The organism is Streptomyces sp. NPDC020747, from assembly GCF_044334695.1.
Taxonomy (GTDB): domain Bacteria; phylum Actinomycetota; class Actinomycetes; order Streptomycetales; family Streptomycetaceae; genus Streptomyces.
Window position 1 is genome coordinate 128,806 of record NZ_JBIRTJ010000018.1, and the last position, 24,330, is coordinate 153,135.

Here is a 24,330-nt window from a genome sequence, read left to right on the forward strand (position 1 = left end):
GCCCTCGGCCGTCGCCGGGACAGCTACCCCGTGGGCACCCCGGCCTCCAGGTACAGCGCGGCGCCCCGCTCCCGGGCGCGCAGTGCCCAGCGCAGGCGCTCGTAGCGGACGGGCGGGAGCAGTCCCGCCGCCTCCTCCTCGGTGACGAAGCGCCAGGCGCGCAGTTCGGGGCCCGGCAGCAGCATCCTCCGGGCCTCGTCGCTGTCGAGCCGGCCGCCGTCGTAGAGGAGGCGCAGTCCGCCGTAGGCGGGGGGTACCGGGGGCTCCCAGTCGACGACCAACAGGCTGGGTACGTCGACGAGTTGGATGCCCGTCTCCTCGGCGACCTCGCGGATGCCCGCGCGCGCGGGTGCCTCGCCGGACTCGACGACACCGCCTGGGAACTCCCAGCCGGCCTTGTAGGTCGGGTCGACGAGCAGCACCCGGTCCTGCTCGTCGAAGAGAAGTACGCCCGCGGCGACGGTCTCCGAGGTGGGCTCGGGGGTCTGCACGATGTCGCAGACGGGGACGGTCCCGCTGCCCACGGCCTCGGCGATGCGCACGGCGGCCTCGTATGGGGTGAGCGCGCTGGTGTCGACCGGGTGGGCGTCGGCGGTGAGCCAGCCGGCGAGGGCGGCGTGATAGGGCTCGATGTGGTCGTACGACCACTGCCGCACCCGTATCTCCCCGTCCGGGAGGTCGGGCGGGACTTCCCGGACGGCTATTCGCTCGCGCAGGATCGTTTCCGCCGGAGCGAGGAGCACATGGCGAACCGCGATCCTGCGGGAGGCGAGTCCGCCGAAGATCTCGTCCCGGTAGTCCTGGCGGAGCAGTGTCATGGGGACCACGAGTACGCCCCCGAGTTCGGCGAGCATCGCGGCCGCGGTGTCGACCACGAGCCGTCGCCAGATCGGCAGGTCCTGGAAGTCGCCGACCTCGGCGAGGCGCTTGGCGGGCAGGAGCTGCGTCAGCTCGGCGCCGATGAACTCGGGGTCGAAGAGTGTGCTGTTCGGGATCAGGTCGATCAGTTCCCGTGCGGTGGTGGTCTTCCCCGCACCGAACGCACCGTTGATCCAAACGATCACGGTTCCCCCTCTGCTGTTGGCCCCCTGAGGCTTGCCCGCTCCACCCTGCCACGGAAACCAGGCCCTGAAGAGGTCGCGTTCGACGGGTCGGACGCATGCGAAAGCCCGGCCCACGACGGGCCGGGCTGATGGTCGGGACACTCCTGACTCGTGAGTCAGCCCCGCTGGTCCTGGGGCTTGTCGTCCGCGGCCAGACTGCCGTCGCTGATCGTCTGGTCGAGGCTGCTGATCGTGTCCTGTACGTCGAGGCTGCCGAGGGCGTCGCCACCCTCCGCGGAGTGGGACGGCGTGACGGCCGCGACCACGAATCCGGCGGCGAGGGAGGCGATGGCGAGCATGCTGCGCTTCTTCATGCCCGGTTCAACTGCCTACCCGCCCAGGGGTCACGGTCCACCTTTCCCGCGCCTCGCGATAGGGCAGCACCACGCAAGGGATCCCGCCAGAACATCCGATGTCCCATTCCACTCGCGGACACGACCAGCCTCTCAACCATGACCGTGCCGCGCCCCCTCCCGCGAGGAGCAACCCAACACAAACGCACGCGAGGCCTGGGTCCCACTACCCAGTTGAAGCATCACCTAGGGTTTTGACGGGATATCGAACAAACACCGCCACTCCTCTTCCACCACAGTGAGACAGGTCCTACCGTAAACGCGCACAGATGACGCGGACATGCAGACATCCAACCTTTCGCGAGTACGGAGGACGTAACGATGCGTCACTTTCTCACCCGCACGACTCGCCGAAGAGTGGTCGGAGCGCTCACCGCAGGGCTGCTCGGCACCTTGGGGCTGACCGGGCCCGCCCCGGCCGCCGACGCTGGAACACCGGCCGCGACTCCGGCGGCACCGGCAGCACCCGCCCTGGACGACGGCCTCGCCCTCACCCCGCCCATGGGCTTCAACAACTGGAACTCCACGCACTGCCGCGCGGAGTTCAACGAGGAGATGGTCAAGGGCATCGCGGACATCTTCGTCGCCAAGGGGCTCAAGGAGGCCGGGTACGAGTACGTCAACCTGGACGACTGCTGGGCGCTGCCGGCCCGTGACGCGAACGGGAAGCTGGTGCCCGACCCGGTCCGCTTCCCGGGCGGGATCAAGGCGGTCGCGGACTACGTACATTCCAAGGGGCTCAAGCTCGGCATCTACACGAGCGCGGGCACCAAGACGTGCAACAGCGCGGGTTTCCCGGGCGCGCTCGGCCACGAGTACAGCGACGCCCAGCAGTTCGCGGACTGGGGTGTCGACTACCTGAAGTACGACAACTGCAACAACCAGGGCGTGGACGCCAAACTGCGCTACACGACGATGCGTGACGCCCTCAAGGCCGCCTCCCAGTCGACCGGCCGCCCCATCGTCTACAGCATCTGCGAATGGGGCCAGAACAAGCCCTGGGAGTGGGCGGCCGACGTCGGCCAGCTGTGGCGCACGACCGGGGACATCAGCGACAACTGGGGCTCGATGCTCTCGATCATGAAGCAGAACCTGCCGCTCACTCAGTACGCGGGCCCCGGGCGCTGGAACGACCCCGACATGCTGGAGGTCGGCAACGGCGGCATGACGGACACGGAGTACCGCACGCACTTCTCGATGTGGTCGATCATGGCCGCGCCGCTGCTCATCGGCTCGGACCTGCGCTCCGTCCCCGAGGAGACCTTCGACATCCTCGGCAACAAGGAGGTCATCGCGGTCGACCAGGACCCGCTCGGCAAGCAGGGCTCGGTGCTCTCCTCGGAGGGCGGCCGCTGGGTCGTCGCCAAGGAGATGAAGGACGGCAGCCGCACGGTCGCCCTCTTCAACGAGACCGCCGGCGCCCAGCGCATCGCCACGACCGCGAAGGCCGTCGGACTGCCCGAGGCGAACGCCTACACACTGCGCGACCTGTGGAAGCACAAGAGCTACAACACGGCAGGCACGATCTCGGCGACCGTCCCGGCCCACGGCACGGTCCTCGTACGCGTCTCGGCGGACGGCCGCTGGGCCAAGAACCCGCCCGCCGTCGAACTCGGCCTGGACGGCAGCACGTTGATCGAGGCGGGCAGGCCGACGGCCTTGACGACCTCGGTCACCGACCTGGGCCGCACACCCGCGAAGCGCGTCTCCGTCTCCCTGACCGGCCCCGAGGGCTGGAGGGTGAAGGCCAGGTCGACGACCACCACCGGCTCCCTCCCGACCGGCAGGGCACTGCGCACCAAATGGGCGGTGACCGCACCCGCCGGCACGCCCACGGGGTCGTACGAGCTGACGCTGAAGGCGACTTACCGCTCGCCGGGCGGGGTGCGGGCCGAGAGCGCGCTGCCACTGACGGCGTCCGTCGTGGTGGCCCCGCCCTCGGGCGCCTCGAATCCCGGTGATCTCCCCTGGCTGTCAACGACCAACGGCTGGGGCCCCGTCGAGCGCAACACCAGCAACGGCGAGAGCGGGGCGGGCGACGGCAGTCCGCTCACGATCAACGGCGTCGTGTACGCCACTGGGCTCGGCGTCCATGCGCAGAGCGCCGTCGAGTACTACACGGGCCGGGCCTGCGAGACCGTCACGGCGCAGGTCGGTGTGGACGACGAGGAGGGCACCGAAGGGTCCGTCGCCTTCGAGATCTGGGCCGACGGCACGAAGGTGGCCTCGACCGGCGTCCTGACCAACGCCCAGCCGGCGCAGGCCCTTTCGGCCGACGTGAGCGGCGCCCAGGTGATCCGCCTCGTGGTCACGGACGGCGGCGACGGAATCACCTCGGACCACGGCGACTGGGCAGACACCCGACTCACCTGCTGACAGCGGCCCACCCCGCCGCGGGCCGGTGGGGGCCACCACTCAGCTTCCCCGCGCCCCTGAGACACCAGGGGCGCGGGGAACTGCGCGACCGGCCCCCACCGGCCCGCACAACACAACGCTCGGCGCGGCAAGCCTCACCGGCCCGCACACACAACGCCCGGATCGAACCGCCACCCACGTCACAGCCACCCACGTCACAGAGGGCGGCTCAGCCGCCGATCACCGCCGTGGTGGCGCTCGGCCTACGGCTGAGCGCAGCCGCCGCCGCGCCCACGAGCCCGGCGTCCGTACCCATCTGCGCCGGAGTCACGGTGAGCCGCTGCACGAACGACAACGTGGCGTAGTCGCGCAGCGCGGCACGCAGCGGCGCGAACAGGACGTCACCCGCCTTCCCCACTCCCCCGCCGATCACCGCGATGTCGATCTCCACCAGCGTCGCGGTCGCCGCGATACCGGCGGCCAGGGCCTGGGCGGCACGCTCGAAGGACGCCACCGCGACGGGATCGCCGGCGCGGGCGGCGGCGGCAACGGCGGCCGCGGAGGTGTCGCCCTCGGCCCCCGGCTGCCAGCCGCCCTCGATGGCGCGGCGCGCGATGTTCGGGCCGCTCGCGATGCGCTCGACGCAGCCGCGGGAGCCGCACGGGCAGGGGTCGCCGTCGAGCTCCACGCTGATGTGGCCGATGTGACCGGCGTTGCCGGTGGGTCCGGGGTGCAGTTGTCCGCCCAGGACGAGGCCGCCTCCGACGCCGGTCGAGACGACCATGCAGAGCGCGTTGTCGTGTCCGCGGGCCGCACCCTGCCAGTGCTCGGCCGCGGTGATCGCCACGCCGTCGCCGATCAGCTCGACGGGCAGCCCTGCCGTGGCGGCCCGGACGCGCTCGACCAGGGGGTAGTCGCGCCAGCCGGGCACGTTCACGGGGCTCACGGTGCCCGCGGAGGCGTCCACCGGGCCCGCGCTGCCGATGCCGATGGCCGTGGCACGGCTCCACAGCGGCGAGACGGTCAGTTCGCCGAGCACGGCGTCGACGGCCGCCATGACGGTCTCGCCGCCCTCCTGCGCGGGCGTCGGCCGCTGGGCGCGCAGCAGGATCCGGCCGTGGCCGTCCACCAGCGCTCCGGCGATCTTGGTGCCGCCGATGTCGAGCGCGGCCACGAGGTCGGTGTGCATCAGTGTCTGATCTCCCGTTTGGATCCCATTTGGACCATGAGAAAAGGGCAGGCCGGTCTCGCAGTGAGGAAGGGTAGGCCGAAGATTGCGATGGACAGTCTCTCCCGCATCTGACAACGTTGTCCAGGCTCTATGCTCGACGCCACACCCCGATCTGGTGACCAACCGAGCATCCTCAGGACCGACGCAGCCCCATGGACTACAGGACAGGACAGCGCATCGTGGCCGAGACCGCCCGCCGAACCGAGAGCCGCTACGGCAACCGTCCCACGATGAAGGACGTCGCGGCGCGTGCCGGAGTCGGCCTCAAGACGGTATCGCGTGTAGTCAACGGCGAGCCAGGAGTCACCCCCGACACCGAACGCCGCGTGCAGGAGGCGATCGACGCGCTGGGCTTCCGGCGCAACGACAGCGCGCGGGTGCTCCGCAAGGGGCGTACGGCGAGCATCGGTCTCGTACTGGAGGATCTGGCGGACCCGTTCTACGGCCCGCTGAGCCGGGCGGTCGAGGAGGTGGCCCGCGCCCATGGCGCCCTGTTGATCAACGGCTCCAGCGCCGAGGACCCGGACCGCGAGCAGGAGCTGGTCCTCGCGCTGTGCGCGCGCCGCGTGGACGGGCTCGTGATCATCCCGGCCGGTGACGACCACCGCTATCTGGAGCCCGAGATAAAGGCGGGTGTCGCCACGGTCTTCGTGGACCGCCCCGCCGGACAGATCGACGCGGACGTCGTGCTCTCCGACAGCTTCGGCGGTGCGCGCGACGGCGTCGCCCACCTCATCGCGCACGGCCACCGCCGGATCGGGTTCATCGGTGACATGCCGCGCATCCACACCTCCGCCGAGCGTCTGCGCGGCTACCGCGTCGCCATGGAGGACGCCGGCATTCCGGTCGAGGACACCTGGATGTCCCTGGGTGTCACCGACCCGCAGCGGGTGCGCAAGGCTGCCGAGGACATGCTCTCCGGCCCCTCCCCCGTCACCGCGATCTTCGCGGGCAACAACCGGGTGACGGTCACGGCCGTGCGTGTCATCGCCGAGGGCTCCCGTCCCGTGGCCCTGGTCGGCTTCGACGACATCGAGCTCGCCGATCTCCTCCAGCCCGGGGTCACCGTCGTCGCCCAGGACGCGGCGCAGATCGGACGTACGGCCGCGGAGCGCCTGTTCCGTCAGCTCGACGGCTCGCTCCTCCTTCCCGAGCGCATCGAGCTCCCGACGCGTCTGATCACCCGCGGCTCGGGCGAACTGCCGCCCTCGGGCTGACACATGACGGCCCGCGACCCATACACCGACCGCACGCTGGAAGCTCTCGGCCTGGCCGAGGCGCCGCGCGACCATCCGCTGGCCTATCCGGGCGCCTGGACCGGGGAATCGGGGCTCCTGGACGGGGACCGGCTGCTGCCCCTCACCAGCCACACCTTCCCTGGCCGCGTCCCGGTCCTCGCGGTCGGCTCCAACGCCTGCCCCGCCCAACTCCGGCACAAGATGCGGGAGTACGAGCTGTCGTCCCCCATCCCGCTGGTGAAGGCGCGGGTCACCGGGCTGGAGGTGGGCGTCTCGGCGCACGTCAGCGCGATGGGGTACGTGTCCGCGTCGCCCTTTCACGCACCTGGGCACACCCGTGAGCTGTTCCTCACCTGGCTGGACCCGGCGCAGCTCGCGGCGGTCGACGCGAGCGAGGGTGTCACGGCACCGGCGGGGGCGTACGACCGTGTGTCGCTGCCCGCCGCCGACGTCCGGATCGAGCTGGAGTCGGGCGCCACGCTCGACGGCGCCCACCTCTACGTCAACCGGCGCGGAGTCCTCCACGACGGTACGGGGACGCCGCTCAGGCATCCCGGCGAGCGGCCGCTGCTCACCGGACTCCTTGCCCGGTCACCGCGGTTGCGGGACCTGTTCGGCGCCACGCCCGAAGAGTTCTGTGCCCGGGCGCGCAACGATCTGCGGCTGTGCACCGCGGGCACCCGGCTGTTCGCCGAGGAGGGGTGGACGACAGCCTCCGGACTGGAGAAGTACCTGCCCGGTCAGCAGACCGGCAGCCCCGGAACCGGTGCGTCGTTGTCGCCGCCCTGGATGTAGACGTCGCTGACGAAGACGTTCGTGTTGCCGCTGTCGTCGTCGGTCTTCGCCCACCAGACGTTCGTCCACTCGCCGTAGGTCTCGCGGCGGCCGAGGTTCTGCTGGCAGTAGAAGTAGTTGGTGCCCGCGTTGAGGGTGCCGGCCTCGGCGCCGCCCGCGGTGTAGGACTTGGCCGTCTTCCAGACCTCGCAGTTGTACTTGCCGCCGCCGGTGGCGTGGCAGACCGGGGCGGGGCTGGATTCCTCGCCTCCGCCGGTCGTGCCGCCGTCCGAACCGCCGCCCGTGGTACCACCGCCCTCGCTGGGCCTGGGCGAGGCGGCCGGTGCCTTGTCCGTGGGTTTGGCGTCCTCGGTGCGCTCCGGCTTCTCGCTCGGTGTCGCGGATTCTTTCTTGTCGCCCTGTTCCGTGGGCTTGGTGTCGTCCGACAGGTCGATCGAGCCGCGGCTCGCGCCCGCGGACGGGGTGGCATCGCCGCCCTGGGAGGCCCGTGGCCCGGCGGTGGGCTTGGACTCGTCGGAGCCGTTCATGAGGGCGACGGTGACGCCGGTCGCGGCCAGCACGACGGTGACCGCGGCGGCGGCGAGAAGGACCCGGCCCTTACGGCGCCGGGGGCCGGCCGGATCGGCGGGCCGAGTCATCGACTCGGGCGGCCCGAAGCCCGGCCCGGTGGTCATCGGGGGCGGTGCGGAGGAACCCATGGCCGACGGCATGCCGTGGCCGCCTGCCTGCTGGGCACCGGGCGCGGTCTGGCCCGCGTCCGGGAATCCGGGCCCGGACCTGCTCCCCGCCGAGGCGGACGCAGATACAGCTGCCGAGGCGCCCGTCCCGCCCGTCGCCGAAGCCGCGGACCCCGGCCGGCCTTCTCCGGGGGATCCGGGCCCGGACCCGCCGACGCCCGCGGCGCCGAATGCGGCTTCTGCCATATCCGTACCCGTACCTGCACCCGAACCCGTGGCCCCGGCCCCGCTCGGTTCAGGGGCGCCGAAGCCTGCCTGGCCCGTCGCCGGAACGCCGGGCGCGGAGCCACCGAATGAGCCGGCGTCCGCCCTGCCCTCGCCCGCGGGCCCGAAGCCCGCGCCGGCCGATTCCGGCGGGCCGAAGCCCGGCGGCACCGCCGGCACGCTCCGCTCGGTCGCCTCGCGCGGCCGGGGCGTGGGCGGGCGCAGGCCGGTGGTCGCCGAGTCCGGGCCGGTGGTGGCGTCCGCCACCGCTTGCAACAGGTGGCTCGCTTCGTCGGCGCCCGGGCGGGACTCCGGCTGCTTGTGCATCAGCTGCTGCAGGACAGGGCCGAGCGGTCCGGCACGCCGCGGCTCCGGCAGCGGTTCGACCACGATCGCCGTGAGCGTGGACCAGGTCGACGTACGCCGGAACGGCGAGGCTCCCTCGACGGCCGCGTACAACGTGGCACCCAGGGCCCAGATGTCGGAGGCTGGGCCCGGTTCGTGGCCCTGGGCCCGCTCGGGTGCCAAGTAGTCCAGGGAGCCGACCAGTTCGCCGCTGCGGGTGAGATGGGTGGCGGAGCCGTCGCCCGGGTCCTCCATCGTGGCGATGCCGAAGTCGGTGAGGACGACCCTGCCGGAGCGGTCGAGCAGGATGTTGCCGGGCTTCACGTCACGGTGGAGCACTCCGGCGCGGTGGGCCGCGGAGAGCGCGTCCATGACCTTCGCGCCGATCCCGGCCACCTCGCGTGCGTCGAGGGTGCCGCGCTCGCGCAGGACGTCGTCCAGGGACGGTCCGTCCACCAGCTCCATGACGATCAGTGGCCGGCCGTCGACCTCGGCCACGTCGTGCACGGCGACGACTCCGGGGTGGCGCACGCGGGCCGCCGCGCGCGCCTCGCGCTGCATGCGCAGCCCCAGGTCGGCCAGTTCGGGCGCGCCCGCGTCCGAGTACGTACGCAGTTCCTTGACCGCGACCTCGCGGCCCAGGACCTCGTCGAGCGCCCGCCAGACGACGCCCATGCCGCCGCGGCCCAGCTGGGCGACGACGCGGTAGCGTCCGACGAGGAGCCGGCCGATCCCGTCGGGCTGGTCGGGCCCGTCCGGCCGGTCCTTCGCCTCTGGTTGTTGGTTCTCCCCCGAAGACACCGCTGCCCCGTTCCTGAGTCACACCAATGATTGGCGTCCACACTACGGGGCGGAAGTGACAGCCGATGCGGGACGCTGTCGCTGTGACTTGGTCGGTACGTGCGGGGTGCCCCGGCCGCTTCTTGGAGACGCTCTACTTGGCCGAGATCGTCAGGTCCGCGCGCCTCGGGGCCGCGAATGCCTCCAGGTCGGTGCGGGTCAGGCCGGCCGCGCGGGCCACCTCGGCGATGTCGAGGGCGCCGCAGTCCAGGCCGCGCAGGAGGTAGCCGCTGAGGGCCTTGGCGGTGGCGGGCTCGTCCATGACGTCGCCGCCGGCGTGGTTGGCGTACCGGGCGAGACGTCCCGCGGCCTGCTCGAAGCCCTCCCGGTAGAAGGCGAACACGGCCGCGTAGCGCGTGGGGATGTGGCCGGGGTGCATGTCCCAGCCCTGGTAGTAGGCGCGGGCGAGCGCGCGGCGGGTGAGGCCGTAGTGCAGCCGCCAGGCGTCGTGGACCTTACGCGTCGGGCCGACCGGCAGGACGTTCGTGGAGCCGTCCGAGACGCGGACTCCGGTGCCCGCGGCCGCGACCTGCATGATCGCCTTGGCGTGGTCGGCGGCCGGATGGTCGCTGGCCTGGTAGGCGGCGGAGACGCCGAGGCAGGCGCTGTAGTCGAAGGTGCCGTAGTGCAGGCCCGTGGCCCGCCCCTCCGCCGCCTGGATCATGCGGGCGACGGTCGCGGTGCCGTCGGTGGCGAGGATGGACTGGCTGGTCTCGATCTGGATCTCGAAGCCGATCCGGCCCCGCTCCAGGCCGCGCGCCTTCTCGAACTCCTCCAGGAGCCGCACCATGGCCGTGACCTGCTCGGCATAGGTCACCTTGGGAAGGGTCAGCACGAGCCCGTCGGGCAGGCCGCCCGCCTCCATCAGGCCGGTCAGGAAGACGTCGAGGGTGCGGATGCCCCGGTCGCGGACCGGCGACTCCATGCACTTCATGCGGATGCCCATGTACGGGGCCGCCGTGCCGTTCTCGTACGCCTCCGAGACCAGCCGTGCCGTGCGGGCCGCCGCCTCGTCCTCCTCGGCGTCCGGGCGCGGGCCGTAGCCGTCCTCGAAGTCGACGCGGAGGTCTTCGACGGGCTCGCGCTCCAGCTTGGCGCGTACGCGGTCGTAGACGGGCGCGGCGAGGTCGTCGGAGAGGCCGAGGACCTCGGCGAAGGAGGCGGCGTCGGGCGCGTGTTCGTCGAGGGCGGCCAGTGCCCGGTCGCCCCAGGAGCGGATGGTGTCGGCGGCGAAGACGTCACCGGGGACGTACACGGTGTGGACGGGCTGGCGGGTGCCGGGGTCGCCGGGGTAGCGGCGCTCCAGCTCGGCGTCGACCGGGACGAGGGAGGCGCTGATCTCCTCGCCGACCGCGCCCGCGAGGCTCGTCGCCACTTTCTCCTGCTGGCCCTGACCCATTCCACGCCCTCCTGTTTTCCGCTCCACGGAATCAAATATCCGTAGAGCGAAGTTATCCGCGGACCTTCCCGCCGGTCAACACCCTCCGGCCTCCCAGGCCGCTCCCAGGGCTTCCACCCTGACCACCTCCGATGTCCGGTCGGGCCACATCGGCATCCCTTCCGTGGCCATCGTCGGATTCCTTCCCTGGCCACCCGGGTTCCCCACCGCGATCGCCCCTGAATTCCCTCAGGGGCCGTCCCTGGGACTTCCTTCGGGGTCCACCCCGGGATCTCGACATGTTCACGCCGAGCTTCGAGACTGCGATGCGCACGACGCGTCCGCTGTCCGCTGTCCGCAGCAGAACCGGTGTCCCCCACAGGAACCGGCATCCGCCACAGAAGGAGCCACCCGTGCGCCATCGCAGTCGAGTCACGCGCCGCCTGGGCCTCAAGACCGCTCTCGCAGCGGCGGTCACACTGCCTCTGTCCAGTACAGCACTGTCGACCACACCAGCCGCCGCGGCGAACCGAACGGTACCGAGCCTCCGGCTGGAGGTCATGTCGTTCAATCTGCGTTACGCGAGCACGCTCGAACCCAACAGCTGGGCCGTCCGCCGCCCCGTGATGCGCGAACTGCTGAACGTGGAGCAGCCGCACGTCATGGGCGTCCAGGAGGGTCTCTACCAGCAGGTGCGCGACATCGAGACCGACCTCGGACCGCACTACGACTGGATCGGCACGGGCCGCGCGGGCGGCAGCCGCGACGAGTTCATGGCGGTCTTCTACGACACCCGCAGACTCGCCCCGGTCGAGTACGACCACTTCTGGCTCTCCGACACCCCCAACGTGATCGGTTCGAACACCTGGGGCGGCGGGTCCATACGCATGGTCACCTGGGTCCGCTTCCGTGATCTGGGCGACGGGGAGCGGCAGTTCTACTTCCTCAACACCCACCTCGACAACGCGAGCCAGAACGCACGCGCGCGTGCCGCGTCCCTGATCGCCCTGCGGATCGCCGGGCTCGACCGGACCCGGCCGCTCGTGGTGACCGGCGACTTCAACGTCGCCGCCCACAAGAACCCGGTCTACGACACGATGCTGGCCGCCGCACTCGTCGACACCTGGGACACGGCGGCCGAGCGGAGCAGGCTGTACGCCACCTTCCACGGCTACCGACCCCTGACCCCGGACGGCGACCGCATCGACTGGATCCTCGCCTCGCCCGGTGTGACCTCGCACCGGGCGTCGATCAACACCTTCTCCGTGGACGGACAGTTCCCGAGCGACCATCTGCCCGTACAGGCGTCCCTGAGCCTGGCATGAGGCGAGGCCCCGGCGACCGTGACGGTCACCGGGGCCTCGTGGGTCACCAGGCACCCGCGAACTTCCCGCGAGGTACCCGTCATGCCGATCAGCCCTTGCGGGTGTTGATCTCCTCGGTGAGCTGCGGGACGACCTCGAAGAGGTCGCCGACCACGCCGTAGTCGACCAGGTCGAAGATCGGCGCCTCGGCGTCCTTGTTGACCGCGACGATCGTCTTCGAGGTCTGCATACCGGCGCGGTGCTGGATCGCGCCGGAGATGCCGGAGGCGATGTACAGCTGCGGCGACACGGACTTGCCGGTCTGGCCGACCTGGTTGGTGTGCGGGTACCAGCCGGCGTCCACCGCGGCACGCGAGGCACCCACGGCCGCGCCGAGCGAGTCGGCGAGGGCCTCGATGATCCCGAAGTTCTCGGCGCCGTTGACCCCGCGGCCGCCGGAGACCACGATCGCGGCCTCGGTCAGCTCGGGGCGGCCGGTCGACTCGCGCGGCGTACGGCCGGTGACCTTGGTGCCGGTCGCCTTGTCCGAGAACGTGACCGCGAGGGCCTCGACGGCACCGGCGGCCGGGGCGGCCTCGACAGCGGCGCTGTTGGGCTTGACCGTGATGACCGGGGTGCCCTTGGAGATGCGGGACTTGGTGGTGAAGGAGGCGGCGAACGCGGACTGCGTGGCCACCGGGCCCTCGTCACCGGCCTCCAGGTCGACGGCGTCGGTGATGATGCCCGAGCCGATACGGACCGCGAGACGGGCGGCGATCTCCTTGCCCTCGGCGGAGGACGGCACGAGCACAGCGGCCGGGGAGACGGCCTCGTACGCGGCCTGCAGCGCGTCCACCTTCGGGACGACCAGGTAGTCGGCGTACTCCGCGGCGTCGTGCGTGAGGACCTTGACCGCGCCGTGCTCGGCGAGCGCGGCGGCGGTGTCGGCGGCGCCGGGGCCCAGCGCGACGGCGACGGGCTCGCCGATGCGGCGGGCCAGCGTCAGCAGCTCCAGGGTGGGCTTGCGGACGGCGCCGTCCACGTGGTCGACGTAGACGAGAACTTCAGCCATGGGAATGCTCTCCTGCTTGCGAAAGATGAGGGGCGGTCGGCGAAGGGACGTTCAGCGAGCCTCGAACGGGCTCTAGATGAACTTCTGGCCCGCGAGGAACTCGGCGAGCTGCTTGCCGCCCTCGCCCTCGTCCTTGACGATCGTGCCGGCGGTGCGTGCCGGGCGCTCGGTCGCGGCGTCGACCTTGGTCCAGGAGCCTTCGAGACCGACCTCGTCCGTCTCGATCTCCAGGTCCTCCAGGTCCCAGGACTGAACCGGCTTCTTCTTGGCGGCCATGATGCCCTTGAAGGACGGGTAACGCGCCTCGCCCGACTGGTCGGTGACCGACACGACGGCCGGCAGGGAGGCCTCCAGCTGCTCGGAGGCGGTGTCGCCGTCGCGGCGGCCCTTGACGACTCCGTCCTCGACGGAGACCTCGGAGAGCAGCGTGACCTGCGGGACGCCCAGCCGCTCGGCGAGCAGCGCCGGGACGACACCGGCGGTGCCGTCGGTGGACGCCATGCCGGAGATGACCAGGTCGTAGCCGGCCTTCTCGATGGCCTTGGCCAGCACGAGCGACGTACCGATGATGTCGGTGCCGTGCAGGTCGTCGTCCTCGACGTGGATCGCCTTGTCGGCGCCCATGGACAGCGCCTTGCGCAGGGCGTCCTTGGCGTCCTCGGGGCCGACGGTCAGCACGGTGATCTCCGCGTCGTCCGCCTCGTCGGCGATCTGCAGGGCCTGCTCGACCGCGTACTCGTCGAGCTCCGACAGCAGGCCGTCCACGTCGTCACGGTCGACGGTCAGGTCATCGGCGAAGTGCCGGTCGCCAGTGGCGTCGGGCACGTACTTAACAGTGACAACGATCCTCAAGCTCACGCCGGCTCTCCTACTGCATCGTCTTTTTCTGGGCTGCCTGCTTATGGGCAGCATAGGCGCCTGAAGCGGCCGTTCCCGGTGGGGGCGACCCGCGCTCCGAGCGAAATATTACTCGCCAGTACGCACATCTACGCTCCCGCAGGTCGTTCCCTCTAAGCAAGCGCTTTGAACTGTGACCTTCGCAACGCAGCGTAATCGGAACTCGACGCTCCCGCAGGCGAGGTGGGCCGTACGGCCCGACGCGTCATTCCCGCAGCCCCTTGAAGTCGCCCTGGTGGTACAGCAGTGGGCGGCCGGCTCCCGCGGGGTCCCCGAGGACCACCTCGGCCAGCACGATGCGGTGGTCCCCGGCCGGCACGCGGGCGACGACCCGGCAGACGAGCCAGGCGAGGACGTCGTCGAGTACGGGGACGCCCTCGGGGCCCTCTCGCCAGGCGGTGGGCGTGCCGAAGCGGTCGGCGCCGCTGCGGGCGAAGGTGGCCGCGAGTTCCCGCTGGTGCTCGCCGAGTATGTGGACGCCGACGTGGTCCCTCTCGGCGATCGCCGGCCAGCTGGACGCGCCGGTGCCGACGCCGAAGGAGACCAGCGGGGGCTCGGCGGACACCGAGGTGAGCGAGGTGGCGGTGAAGCCCACCGGACCCTCACCGCCCTGGGCCGTGATCACGGCGACTCCGGCCGCGTGCCGCCGGAAGACGGAGCGCAGGAGGTCCGGGGAGGCGAGTTCGGGAGAGGTGAGTCGAGGGGTTCCGAGATCGGGCGTGGCCGTCATGGAGTTGTCCTTCTGCGGGAGGCGACGAGCAGGTCCTGGGCTGGTCAACGGCCCGGACAGGGCGCGCTCGCGCAGCGGGCGGGAGCCGCGGTCCGAGGGCGTTCGCGCTCGACGAGAAGGAGTTCCAGGGGCATACGGTCAGGCTGACGATAGGTGGTGCGTGCAGTCAAGTACGTCCCAGCAGATGGGAGATGCGTCACCGGCGGCCTCCAGCCTCGTCCAGCCTCACGGGTCAGTGTGTTCCGACCGCCTCGCCGAGCGCGGCGATCACGTCCGCCTTGCGCGGCTGCCCGGTCGCGCGCCGGACCACGCGTCCGGCCGCGTCGAGGACGAGCACGGTCGGCGTCTTGAGGATGTCGAGTTCCCGTACGAGGTCGAGGTGGTCCTCGGCGTCGATCTCGACGTGTGTCACGCCCGGGACCATGCCGGCGACCTCGCCGAGGACCCTGCGGGTCGACCTGCATGGTGCACAGAAGGCGCTGGAGAACTGGACGAGCGTGGCGCGCTCACCGAGGTCCTCGCCCAACTCGGCCGCTCCCAGCCGCTTTCCGTCGTCCCGCCCGCGCACTCTGACTCTCCCGCCCCGCCGTCGGTTCAGCACTCCGAAGGCGCTCGCCGCCACGAGCACCACCACGCACACCACGAATCCGGCCATCTTCGGCTTCAGCATTCATGAGACTGCAAAGATTCCCGCGCGAGCGGATCGTTTTCCATGCGGAATGCTTGATCCATGGACATCGATGCAAGAGGGCCGCGTTTCGGAGCGGCCGTGACGACCGTCGTACTGGCGGTCGTACTGATCACCGGCAGCGCCTGGCTGCTGGCCTGGCAGACGCTGGCGTTCGCGCTCGGCGCCGCCGGTGGCGTTGCGCGTTCCCCGTACGGCCGGCTGTTCCGCGAGGCGGTGCGTCCCCGGATCGGGCCGCCGACGGAGTTCGAGGCGCCGGAGCCGCCGCGGTTCGCGCAGGCGGTCGGGTTCGCGTTCGCGGCGCTGGGATTGATCGGCTTCGGAGTGGGGCCCGAGTGGCTGGGACTCGCGGCGACGGGGGCGGCGCTCGCGGCGGCGTTTCTGAACGCTGCGTTCGGGTACTGCCTCGGGTGCGAGATGTACCTGCTCGTACGTCGGCTCACGGTTCGCGCAGAGTAAAGGCGGCTTAAAACCCCGAGGTGGATCAAGGGATGACGTGACGAGGATCTCGCCCTGGGGCGGCACGAGGACTGGCCACTCGTCCGTTCTTGGGGCACGATCTGCGCAATGCCGTAAACCTACGGCAGCGTAACTTCCCGCCGGGAGCCCCCTTCCCAGGCAGACCAGAGAGAAGGGTCCACTCCGTCCATGGCTGAGCTTGCCTACCGTCCCGCCATCGGTCTCGCCCAGACGTTGTTCAAGGCCTGGGACCTGAAGATCGACCTCAAGGGAACGGAGAACATCCCGCGCTCCGGCGGTGCGGTGCTGGTCAGCAATCACATCAGCTATCTCGACTTCATCTTCGACGGTCTGGCCGCCCTGCCGCAGAAGCGACTGGTCCGCTTCATGGCGAAGGAGTCGGTGTTCCGGCACAAGATCTCCGGCCCGCTGATGCGCAACATGAAGCACATCCCGGTGGACCGCAAGAACGGCGAGGCGGCGTACGCCCACGCGCTGGACTCGTTGCGCTCCGGCGAGATCGTCGGCGTCTTCCCCGAGGCCACGATCTCCCAGTCGTTCACGCTGAAGAGCTTCAAGTCGGGTGCCGCTCGCATGGCCCAGGAGGCCGGCGTCCCGCTGATCCCGATGGCGGTGTGGGGCACGCAGCGGCTGTGGACCAAGGGCCACCCGCGCCACTTCAAGCGCAGCCACATCCCGATCACCATCCGTGTCGGCGAGGCCATAGAGGCCTCGCGCGACAAGTACGCGGGCGCGATCACCCGCCAGTTGCGCGAGCGTGTGCAGGAACTCCTGGAAGCCGCGCAGCGCGCCTACCCCGTACGCCCCAAGGGCCCGGACGACACATGGTGGATGCCGGCCCATCTCGGCGGCACGGCCCCGACCCCCGAAGAGGTCAAGGCCTCCGAGGCCCGCTGAGCGGCCACTCGTACCTAGCCGCTACCGAGGCGCATGGACGGTGATCCGCGCCCCTGGGCTGAACTTCTCCAGCAGTTCGACGAGTTCCGCTCCCGCGGCCTCCACGTCTGCCACCGGCATCGGTGCGAGGCTCTCCAGGAGGAAGACCGCCGAGGTCGACTCCTCCGTGAGGCGGGTGCGCGGCCCCTGGCGCCAGTTCCAGCGGCGGCAGGTCACGCCCCTCTCGTCGCACCACACCACCTCACCCGTGTCGGGGTGCTCGACGGTCTCCTCCCCCGCCGTGACGGTCACGAAGTCCTCGTCGCCCGTGGCGCGCACGAGACGCATCCCGCCCTGGATGTGGTCGAGGTCCTCCCCGCCGACCGGGATCAGATGGGCGACGCTGATCGCGTTGTAGACGTCGACCAGCACGTTGATCCGGGGCAGCCCGGCGTCCGAGAGGGCCCGCTTCGCCAGCGCCTCCGCCGAGTTGCGCGTACGCGACGGCTTGGAGCCGAACGCAGTGTAGACCGCGCGCCAGGCGGCCATGTGCGGGTCCTCGTGCGGGGCGCGTCCGTCGAGGCGGGCGGCGAGACGGCGGGCCGCGTCGTCGAGGAGTTCCGAGGTGCCGTCCGTACTGGGTCCGTTGACGAGTCCGTACGCCTCGACGGTGAGGTGCGTGAAACCGGGCGCGAGGGCGCGTACCTCGTCGGACACGTTGAGCGGGAGGGTCATCGTCTGCCTTGCCTGTCCTGCCTCAGAGTGCGGTGGGGAGCGTCTTCCACAGCTGCGGGCGGTCGGGGGCTGCCTTGAGGGCGCTCAGGACGACCGGATGCGGTTCAGCGTACAGCACCGGGTAGTCCAGCTCATTGGACTGTGGATCGACGGGAAAGGCCAGCCGTTCGCCGTCGAGCGAGAACTGGGCGTCCACGCCCGGCTTGTTGCCGCGGCAGTCCTGCCGGTGCCAGGCCCCGTTGAAACGCACGGCGACCAGACCGTGCACGACATGCCCGCTCCCGTCGTCATGGAGAAGCGACTGGTAGCAGAACGCGGTGGGGATGTCCTCGGCCCGCAGGAGTGCGGCGAGCGCGTGCGCCTTGGCGTGGCAGATGCCGGTGCGCAGTTCCAGGACGTCCGAGGCACGCCAGGTGACGCGCGGGTCGCCGGCGTCCTGGGAGTGCGGGACGGTGTCACGCACGAACTCGTACGCGGCGCGCGCATAGTCATACGAGTCTGCCACCCCCTCGGCGAGGCGTGCGGCCGTCTCCCGCACGAGTGGATGGTGGTGGTCGATCGCCTTGTCAGCGGCCAAGTACGCGGACAAGTCGGGGGTGTTCTGGATCAGCTCCATGCCAGCAGAGCATAGGAATGCGACCACCCGAGAGTCAATAACTTTTCGGATACCCGCATATCTATGCACGCCATGCTGGTTCGCTAGCGGGCCATTTCCTCCTTGAGCGCCGCCACGAAGCCGTCGACGTCGTCCTCGGTCGTGTCGAAGGCGCACATCCAGCGGACGTCACCCGCGGCCTCGTCCCAGAAGTAGAAGCGGTAGCGCTTCTGCAGGCGCTCGCTCACGTCGTGGGGCAGCCGGGCGAAGACGGCGTTGGCCTGCACGGGGTGGAGGATCTCGACGCCGTGCACCGCGCGCACGCCCTCGGCGAGGCGCTGGGCCATCTCGTTCGAGTGGCGGGCGTTGCGCAGCCACAGGTCCTTGGCGAGCAGTGCCTCCAACTGCACCGAGACGAAGCGCATCTTGGAGGCGAGCTGCATCGACAGCTTGCGCAGGTGCTTCATGTGGCTGACGGCGTCCTGGTTCAGGACGACCACGGCCTCGCCGAACAGCGCGCCGTTCTTCGTGCCGCCGAAGGAGAGGACGTCCACGCCGACCGCGTTGGTGAACGCCCGCATCGGGACGTCCAGCGAGGCTGCCGCGTTGGCTATCCGGGCGCCGTCGAGATGCACCTTCATGCCGTGCTGGTGGGCGTGCTCGCAGATCGCGCGCACCTCGTCGGGCGTGTAGACGGTGCCCAGCTCGGTGTTCTGGGTGATCGAGACGACCTGCGGCATCGCACGGTGCTCGTCGTCCCAGCCGTACGCCTGCCGGTCGATCAGCTCGGGGGTGAGCTTGCCGTCGGGCGTGGGCACCGTGAGCAGCTTGAGCCCACCCATGCGCTCGGGGGCGCCGCCCTCGTCGACGTTGATGTGCGCGCTCTCCGCGCAGATCACCGCGCCCCAGCGGTCCGTGAGCGCCTGGAGCGCGGTGACGTTCGCGCCCGTGCCGTTGAAGACGGGGAACGCCTCGGCACTCGCGCCGAAGTGGCCCCGGATCACCTGCTGGAGGTGGTCGGTGTAGTCGTCCTCGCCGTACGCGATCTGGTGCCCGCCGTTGGCCAGGGCCAGGGCGGCGAGCACCTCGGGGTGGGCCCCCGCGTAGTTGTCGCTTGCGAATCCGCGGATCTCCGGGTCGTGACGACGCCGCACAGCTGTATAGGGGGGCTGCGGAGGGTTCACCGCTTCTCGGTCAGCCACAGACGCTTTCCGTTCACTTCGGAGGCAGGCCGCTCCCAGACACCGGTGATGGCCTCGGCCAGCTCCTTGACGTCCGTGAAGCCCGCGAACTTCGCGTTCGGGCGCTCGGCGCGCATCGCGTCGTGCACCAACGCCTTCACCACCAGGATGGCAGCCGCGGACGTCGCCCCGTCCGCCCCCTCGGAGACTCCGGCCTTGCGGAAGAAGTCGGCCATGGCCAGCGTCCAGGCCTCGGCCGCGGCCTTGGCGGCGGAGTAGGCGGCGTTGCCCGCGGTCGGCTTGCTGGCGCCCGCGGCGCTGATCAGGACGTACCGGCCGCGGTCGCTGCGCTGCAGTGCCTCGTGGAAGGCGAGGGAGGTGTGCTGCACGGTGCGGATGAGCAGCATCTCCAGGAGGTCCCAGTCGTCGAGGACCGTCTTCGTGAACGTCTCGCTGCCGCGCCAGCCGCCCACGAGGTGGACCAGACCGTCGACCCGCCCGAAGTCCTTCTCGATGCGGGCGGCCCACTCATGGCTGGACTGCAGGTCGAGCAGGTCGACCGTGTCGCCGACGACCGTCGAGCCGCCGTGCGCGTACCGGGCCGCGTCCACCGCCTCCGCGAGCCGCTCGGGATCGTTGTCCGCGCCGACGACGGTCGCTCCCGCCTCGGCGAGCCGCAGGAGCGCCGCCCTTCCGGCGGGTCCGCCCGCGCCGGCCACCGCGATCACCGCACCGCTGAGAGCCCCATTCCCCATGATCTTCGCCTCCTGAGCAGTGATATTGACGCGGTCGCTCACGCGGCCACCCGCTCGGCACTCTCCGCCGTGATGCCCTTGGTGGAGGCGATCACGTTCTTCAGCTTCTTGGAGAGGGCCTCATAGAACATGCTCAGGGGAAACTCGTCCGGAAGCACGTCGTCCACGAGCTTTCGCGGCGGCTGGTTCAGATCGAGGGCGTCCGGGCCCTTGGCCCAGCGGGATCCCGGGTGCGGGGCGAGGTACTGGGACACCATGTCGTACGCGGCGAACCAGTGGACCAGTTTCGGGCGGTCGATGCCGTCGCGGTACAGCTTCTCGATCTCTGCGCAGAGCTGGTTGGTGACCTGCGGGGCGCGCTGCCAGTCGATGTGCAGCTTGTTGTCCGTCCAGCGGACGACGTCGTGCTTGTGCAGGTAGGCGAAGAGCAGCTGGCCGCCGAGCCCGTCGTAGTTGCGGACGCGGTCGCCGGTCACGGGGAAGCGGAACAGGCGGTCGAACAGCACCGCGTACTGCACGTCACGGCCCTGCGGGAAGCCGTCGGCCTCCAGCTTCACGGCCTCCTTGAAGGCGGTGAGGTCGCAGCGCAGCTCCTCCAGGCCGTACATCCAGAACGGCTGGCGCTGCTTGATCATGAAGGGGTCGAAGGGCAGGTCGCCGTGGCTGTGGGTGCGGTCGTGGACCATGTCCCACAGGACGAAGGCCTGCTCGCAGCGCGCCTGGTCGCCGACCATCTCGCGGATGTCGTCGGGCAGTTCGAGGCCGAGCGTGTCGACGGCGGCCTCGGTGACCTTGCGGAAGCGGGCGGCCTCGCGGTCGCAGAAGATGCCTCCCCAGCTGAACCGCTCGGGTGCCTCGCGCACGGCGATGGTCTCCGGGAAGAGGACGGCCGAGTTGGTGTCGTAGCCGGCTGTGAAGTCCTCGAACGTGATGCCGCAGAACAGCGGGTTGTCGTAGCGGGTGCGCTCCAGATCGGCGAGCCACTCGGGCCAGACCATGCGCAGGACGACCGCTTCGAAGTTGCGGTTCGGGTTCCCGTTCTGGGTGTACATCGGGAAGACGACCAGGTGCTGGAGACCGTCCTCGCGGTGCGCGGCGGGCTGGAAGGCCAGCAGGGAGTCGAGGAAGTCGGGGACCTGGAAGCCGCCCTCGGCCCAGCGGTGCAGGTCCTTGACCAGCGCCTCGTGGTAGGCGGCGTCGTGCGGAAGGAGCAGGGAGAGCTCCTCGACCGCGTCGATGACATGGCGCACGGCGAGACCGGCGTCGGCCTGGTCCGGGGCGTCCTCGGCGTCGAAGTCGACCGAACCGTCCTTGGACTGCCATGGCCGGATCCGCTCCACGGCATCCTTGAGCACGGGCCAGGCCGGGTGCTCCACCACCCTGTCCCGGGGAGGAACCTGCTCCTCCGTACCCACCTGCACAAGAATTTCCGTCATGACCCATCCTCCACGGGAGAACCTCGCGTATGGACACCGTATGCGTGCAGGCTTCCCCGCCACAAGTGGAGACTCGGGAGATTATCCTGCCTCCACCCATCTTCACCGCTCTTTTTCCTGCCGGACATCACAGGGACGAATACTTCCGCCGATTACGGGGTAGCCGTCGAAGTTCGGTCAACCCGCTCGGGACTCGCCCACGCAGGAGTGAGGCGGGAGGGGCCGCACGGCCTGTTCTCGCCGCTGGAAGGCCCCATTCCCCGTTGTCGGAGCGGGTTCAACGCCGGGCCGGGCCATTAGGCTGCGGCCTTGCCGCGTGGGCACGGGACCGCAGCACGCGGCAGCCGAGCCGCCGTCGACGGAAGCGGAGTCAGCCTTGAACTTTCTCACCATCGGGCACCGCGGAATCATGGGTGTCGAACCCGAGAACACCCTCCGCTCCTTCATCGCCGCCCAGCAGGCCGGCCTGGACCTGATCGAACTCGATCTGCATCTGAGCAAGGACGGCGCGCTCGTCGTCATGCACGACGCCGACGTGGACCGTACGACCGACGGTTCGGGGCCGATCGCCGAGAAGACCCTCGCGGAGCTGCGGGCGCTGGACGCGGGCCGCGGTGAGCGCGTCCCGGTCTTCGAGGAGGTTCTGGACGCCCTCACGGCCCCGCTGCAGGCCGAGATCAAGGACGTGGCGGCGGCCCGGGCGCTGGCGGAGGTCATGAACCGGCGCGACCTGGTCGGCAGGGTCGAGGTCCTGTCGTTCCACGACGAGGCCATCGCCGAGATCGCGCGGCTCGTCCCCGGCGTCCGTACGGCACTGGTCGCCAGCCGCTATGGCATCGATGTCGTCGAGCGGGCCACCGCGGTCGGCGCCACGAGTCTCGTCCTGAACATCCGCCGCCTGACCCTGGAGGTCGTGGAGCACGCCCGCAAGGCGGACCTGCGGATCATCGGCTGGGTCGTGAACACCCAGGACCAGCTGCGCCTCGTACGCGCCCTGGAACTGGACGGCGCGACCACCGACTATCCGGAGATCAAACGCACCGGCCGTTTCACGGCGTAACGGCCGGGCCGCACGGGCGTAACGATCATGCGAGCGGCTTGATCATGCGAGCGGCTTCACCAGGAGCTCGAACCGCAGGTCGTCGCGCTGCGGGATGCCGAACCGCTCGTCGCCGTACGGGAAGGGAGTCATCTCTCCCGTACGGCGGTAGCCGCGCCTCTCGTACCAGGCGATGAGGTCCTCGCGCACGGAGATCACGGTCATGTGCATCTCCTTGACGGCCCAGGTCTCCCGGGCGAACCGCTCCGCCTCGGCGATGATCACCTTGCCGAGACCGGCTCCCTGGAGTGCGGGACTGACCGCGAACATGCCGAAGTAGGCATGGTCACCGCGGTGTTCGAGCTGGCAGCAGGCGACCACCGTGCCGTCGCGCTCGACCGTCAGCAGGCGGCTGTCCGGTGACTTGATGACCGCGCGCACACCCTCCGGGTCGGTCCGCTGGCCCTCCAGGATGTCCGCCTCGGTGGTCCACCCGGTGCGGCTGGAGTCCCCCCGGTAGGCCGACTCGATCAGCACGACGAGGGCGTCCACGTCGGCGTCGGTGGCGTCGCGGAACGTCAGTCCGGTGGCGGCGGTGTCCATGGAGCGGTTCTCCGATCTCGGGCGCGGCTCGGGCACCGCCGAGCGTAACCCTCCTACTAGGCTCCGGACGCATGGTGCATGTACTGAGCAGCCGGACCTTGCTGCGCCCCACCGACCCCGAGCGCTCCCGCGCCTTCTACGGCGAGAAGCTGGGCCTGCCCGTCTACCGCGAGTTCGGTACGGGTCCCGAGCGCGGCACCGTCTACTTCCTCGGCGGCGGCTTCCTGGAGGTCGCGGGCCGCTCCGAGGAACCCCCCTCCCCCGCCGTCAAGTTGTGGCTCCAGGTCGCGGACGTCTCGGCGGCGTACGAGGAACTCGTGGCCGCGGGCGTCGAGGTTCGCCGGCCGCCGGTGAAGGAGCCGTGGGGGCTGATCGAGATGTGGCTCACGGATCCGGACGGAACCGAGATCGTGGTGGTGGAGGTACCTGCGGACCATCCGCTGCGGTACCGGCCCTGAGCGGACGGCTCCGGCGGGACTCCTGGGCATATGGCCCCGGCGGGTGTTCCCTGGTACTTGGGGGCGGCGATCGGACTCGCTTCGTTCCATGGACCGAGCACCACGGGGGGTGACCGCCATGCGCCGGACGACCGCCGCGGCGGGCAGCGCACTGTTCTTCGTGCTGACGCCCGGCACCGTCGCGGGGCTCCTGCCCTGGTGGCTCACCGGCTGGCGGCAGGGCGAGGCGTATCCCATGCCGGTGCGGTGGGCGGGGGCGCTTCTGCTCGCCGTCGGCGGCGCGGTGCTCCTCCACGCGTTCGCCCGCTTCGTCGTGGAGGGCCTCGGTACCCCGGCTCCGGTCGCGCCCACGGAGCGCCTGGTGGTCGGCGGGCTCTACCGGTACGTCCGCAACCCGATGTACCTGGCGGTGCTGGCCGCCATCGCCGGCGAGGCGCTGCTCCTCTCCCGGCCCGTCCTCCTGGCCTACGGGGCCGCGGTGGCCGTCGCGGTCACCGCGTTCGTCCACTGGTACGAGGAGCCCGCGCTCGCACGCAGGTACGGCGCGCGGTACGAGGCGTATCGGCGGTCGGTACGCGCCTGGCTGCCACACGCGACCAGGCGGTTCTGAGGCAACCTCCCGACATCCTCCTCGCGCAAGGGCGGCAGGAGCGGCTCGTACGAGGACCGGTCGAAGCAGGAGCTGTACGAGCAGGCGAAGAAGGCCGGCGTCGAGGGGCGCTCGTCGATGTCGAAGGACGAGCCGATCAAGGCTCTGCGGACCGCTGACTGCCGAACGGCCGAACCGCTCCTGACCAGGCTCTGGCGACACCTGGGGCGAGCGCGTGATCTCGTGGTCTCTGAGGCCCGCGGACGAGGGCCCATGTACGCGCCGAGGAGTTGTGGCGGCTCATCCGGGCAGA

The 24,330-nt window shown here is 70.5% G+C and carries 24 protein-coding genes; 9 read left to right on the forward strand and 15 right to left on the reverse strand.

The features are described from left to right. Positions 1 to 23 precede the first annotated feature (23 nt). Together ACH4YP_RS38280 and ACH4YP_RS38285 are read right to left on the reverse strand one after the other, a co-directional pair. Positions 24 to 1,064 (reverse strand): NUDIX domain-containing protein, encoded by a 1,041-nt coding sequence (locus ACH4YP_RS38280; RefSeq protein ID WP_361060669.1) that lies wholly within the window; start codon positions 1,062 to 1,064, stop codon positions 24 to 26. Positions 1,065 to 1,219: 155 nt separating this feature from the next. Next, entirely contained in the window at positions 1,220 to 1,417 is a 198-nt protein-coding gene (locus ACH4YP_RS38285) for a hypothetical protein (protein ID WP_361060671.1), read from the reverse strand. 360 nt (positions 1,418 to 1,777) lie between these two features. On the opposite strand from ACH4YP_RS38285, the gene ACH4YP_RS38290 reads away from it, so the two are divergent. Then, on the forward strand, positions 1,778 to 3,832 hold the full coding sequence (locus ACH4YP_RS38290) for an NPCBM/NEW2 domain-containing protein (RefSeq protein WP_398495598.1): 2,055 nt from the start codon (positions 1,778 to 1,780) through the stop codon (positions 3,830 to 3,832). A 208-nt stretch (positions 3,833 to 4,040) separates the two neighbouring features. Here the strand turns inward: ACH4YP_RS38290 and ACH4YP_RS38295 are convergent, their stop codons facing one another. Beyond that, positions 4,041 to 5,000 carry an ROK family protein gene (locus ACH4YP_RS38295; RefSeq protein ID WP_398495599.1) on the reverse strand — a complete coding sequence of 320 codons (960 nt, stop codon included), beginning with the start codon at positions 4,998 to 5,000 and terminating at the stop codon, positions 4,041 to 4,043. A gap of 194 nt (positions 5,001 to 5,194) precedes the next feature. Between ACH4YP_RS38295 and ACH4YP_RS38300 the strand changes: the two genes are divergently transcribed. Beyond that, positions 5,195 to 6,259, forward strand: a complete 1,065-nt coding sequence (locus ACH4YP_RS38300; RefSeq protein ID WP_398495601.1) for a LacI family DNA-binding transcriptional regulator — start codon at positions 5,195 to 5,197, stop codon at positions 6,257 to 6,259. Positions 6,260 to 6,262: 3 nt separating this feature from the next. Continuing rightward, the gene (locus ACH4YP_RS38305; RefSeq protein ID WP_398495603.1) at positions 6,263 to 7,075 is read left to right on the forward strand and encodes a hypothetical protein; all 813 of its coding nucleotides are present in this window, start codon (positions 6,263 to 6,265) and stop codon (positions 7,073 to 7,075) included. Here the strand turns inward: ACH4YP_RS38305 and ACH4YP_RS38310 are convergent. Beyond that, positions 7,021 to 9,162, reverse strand: a complete 2,142-nt coding sequence (locus tag ACH4YP_RS38310) for a protein kinase (protein WP_398495604.1) — start codon at positions 9,160 to 9,162, stop codon at positions 7,021 to 7,023. The genes ACH4YP_RS38305 and ACH4YP_RS38310 overlap by 55 nt on opposite strands. A gap of 133 nt (positions 9,163 to 9,295) precedes the next feature. Further along, the gene (locus ACH4YP_RS38315; protein WP_398495606.1) at positions 9,296 to 10,600 is read right to left on the reverse strand and encodes a DUF6986 family protein; all 1,305 of its coding nucleotides are present in this window, start codon (positions 10,598 to 10,600) and stop codon (positions 9,296 to 9,298) included. Positions 10,601 to 10,992: 392 nt separating this feature from the next. Here ACH4YP_RS38315 and ACH4YP_RS38320 point away from each other — a divergent pair, with 392 nt between their 5' ends. Further along, positions 10,993 to 11,904: an endonuclease/exonuclease/phosphatase family protein gene (locus tag ACH4YP_RS38320; RefSeq protein WP_361072560.1), complete on the forward strand. Its 912-nt coding sequence runs from the start codon at positions 10,993 to 10,995 to the stop codon at positions 11,902 to 11,904. A gap of 88 nt (positions 11,905 to 11,992) precedes the next feature. Here ACH4YP_RS38320 and ACH4YP_RS38325 read toward each other — a convergent pair whose 3' ends face one another. The 4 genes from ACH4YP_RS38325 to ACH4YP_RS38340 all read right to left on the reverse strand — a co-directional run bounded on the left by ACH4YP_RS38325 (position 11,993) and on the right by ACH4YP_RS38340 (position 15,237). Continuing rightward, the gene (locus ACH4YP_RS38325) at positions 11,993 to 12,955 is read right to left on the reverse strand and encodes an electron transfer flavoprotein subunit alpha/FixB family protein (protein WP_359936008.1); all 963 of its coding nucleotides are present in this window, start codon (positions 12,953 to 12,955) and stop codon (positions 11,993 to 11,995) included. A 72-nt stretch (positions 12,956 to 13,027) separates the two neighbouring features. Further along, a complete protein-coding gene (locus ACH4YP_RS38330) occupies positions 13,028 to 13,813 on the reverse strand; it encodes an electron transfer flavoprotein subunit beta/FixA family protein (RefSeq protein WP_361063214.1) in 786 nt (261 codons plus the stop codon). A gap of 244 nt (positions 13,814 to 14,057) precedes the next feature. Continuing rightward, entirely contained in the window at positions 14,058 to 14,582 is a 525-nt protein-coding gene (locus ACH4YP_RS38335; protein ID WP_361063211.1) for a flavin reductase family protein, read from the reverse strand. A 232-nt stretch (positions 14,583 to 14,814) separates the two neighbouring features. Then, complete coding sequence (locus ACH4YP_RS38340; RefSeq protein ID WP_398495776.1) at positions 14,815 to 15,237, reverse strand: TlpA family protein disulfide reductase; 423 nt, start codon at positions 15,235 to 15,237, stop codon at positions 14,815 to 14,817. A gap of 75 nt (positions 15,238 to 15,312) precedes the next feature. On the opposite strand from ACH4YP_RS38340, the gene ACH4YP_RS38345 reads away from it, so the two are divergent. Continuing rightward, complete coding sequence (locus ACH4YP_RS38345; RefSeq protein ID WP_398495609.1) at positions 15,313 to 15,729, forward strand: DUF4395 domain-containing protein; 417 nt, start codon at positions 15,313 to 15,315, stop codon at positions 15,727 to 15,729. A 189-nt stretch (positions 15,730 to 15,918) separates the two neighbouring features. After that, entirely contained in the window at positions 15,919 to 16,647 is a 729-nt protein-coding gene (locus ACH4YP_RS38350) for a lysophospholipid acyltransferase family protein (protein WP_361063205.1), read from the forward strand. 21 nt (positions 16,648 to 16,668) lie between these two features. Here ACH4YP_RS38350 and ACH4YP_RS38355 read toward each other — a convergent pair whose 3' ends face one another. From ACH4YP_RS38355 to ACH4YP_RS38375, 5 genes are all read right to left on the reverse strand, one after another. Continuing rightward, positions 16,669 to 17,361, reverse strand: coding sequence for a phenylalanine--tRNA ligase beta subunit-related protein (locus ACH4YP_RS38355; RefSeq protein ID WP_361063203.1), 693 nt, complete (start codon positions 17,359 to 17,361; stop codon positions 16,669 to 16,671). Positions 17,362 to 17,383: 22 nt separating this feature from the next. After that, positions 17,384 to 17,977, reverse strand: coding sequence for a transglutaminase domain-containing protein (locus tag ACH4YP_RS38360; RefSeq protein ID WP_398495611.1), 594 nt, complete (start codon positions 17,975 to 17,977; stop codon positions 17,384 to 17,386). Between the two features lie 83 nt (positions 17,978 to 18,060). Beyond that, the gene (locus tag ACH4YP_RS38365) at positions 18,061 to 19,140 is read right to left on the reverse strand and encodes a threonine aldolase family protein (RefSeq protein ID WP_398495778.1); all 1,080 of its coding nucleotides are present in this window, start codon (positions 19,138 to 19,140) and stop codon (positions 18,061 to 18,063) included. After that, positions 19,137 to 19,892, reverse strand: a complete 756-nt coding sequence (locus ACH4YP_RS38370; RefSeq protein ID WP_361063195.1) for an SDR family oxidoreductase — start codon at positions 19,890 to 19,892, stop codon at positions 19,137 to 19,139. The genes ACH4YP_RS38365 and ACH4YP_RS38370 overlap by 4 nt, the downstream gene beginning before the upstream one ends. A gap of 38 nt (positions 19,893 to 19,930) precedes the next feature. Then, positions 19,931 to 21,328, reverse strand: a complete 1,398-nt coding sequence (locus tag ACH4YP_RS38375; protein WP_398495613.1) for a DUF6421 family protein — start codon at positions 21,326 to 21,328, stop codon at positions 19,931 to 19,933. Positions 21,329 to 21,704: 376 nt separating this feature from the next. Here ACH4YP_RS38375 and ACH4YP_RS38380 point away from each other — a divergent pair, with 376 nt between their 5' ends. Continuing rightward, positions 21,705 to 22,388 (forward strand): glycerophosphodiester phosphodiesterase family protein, encoded by a 684-nt coding sequence (locus ACH4YP_RS38380; protein WP_361063190.1) that lies wholly within the window; start codon positions 21,705 to 21,707, stop codon positions 22,386 to 22,388. Positions 22,389 to 22,430: 42 nt separating this feature from the next. On the opposite strand, the gene ACH4YP_RS38385 is transcribed toward ACH4YP_RS38380, so the two are convergent. Beyond that, on the reverse strand, positions 22,431 to 22,970 hold the full coding sequence (locus ACH4YP_RS38385) for a GNAT family N-acetyltransferase (RefSeq protein ID WP_361063187.1): 540 nt from the start codon (positions 22,968 to 22,970) through the stop codon (positions 22,431 to 22,433). Between the two features lie 71 nt (positions 22,971 to 23,041). Between ACH4YP_RS38385 and ACH4YP_RS38390 the strand changes: the two genes are divergently transcribed. Together ACH4YP_RS38390 and ACH4YP_RS38395 are read left to right on the forward strand one after the other, a co-directional pair. Then, complete coding sequence (locus tag ACH4YP_RS38390) at positions 23,042 to 23,428, forward strand: VOC family protein (RefSeq protein WP_361063184.1); 387 nt, start codon at positions 23,042 to 23,044, stop codon at positions 23,426 to 23,428. A 118-nt stretch (positions 23,429 to 23,546) separates the two neighbouring features. Continuing rightward, on the forward strand, positions 23,547 to 24,038 hold the full coding sequence (locus tag ACH4YP_RS38395; RefSeq protein ID WP_361063182.1) for an isoprenylcysteine carboxylmethyltransferase family protein: 492 nt from the start codon (positions 23,547 to 23,549) through the stop codon (positions 24,036 to 24,038). The last annotated feature ends 292 nt before the right edge of the window (positions 24,039 to 24,330 follow it).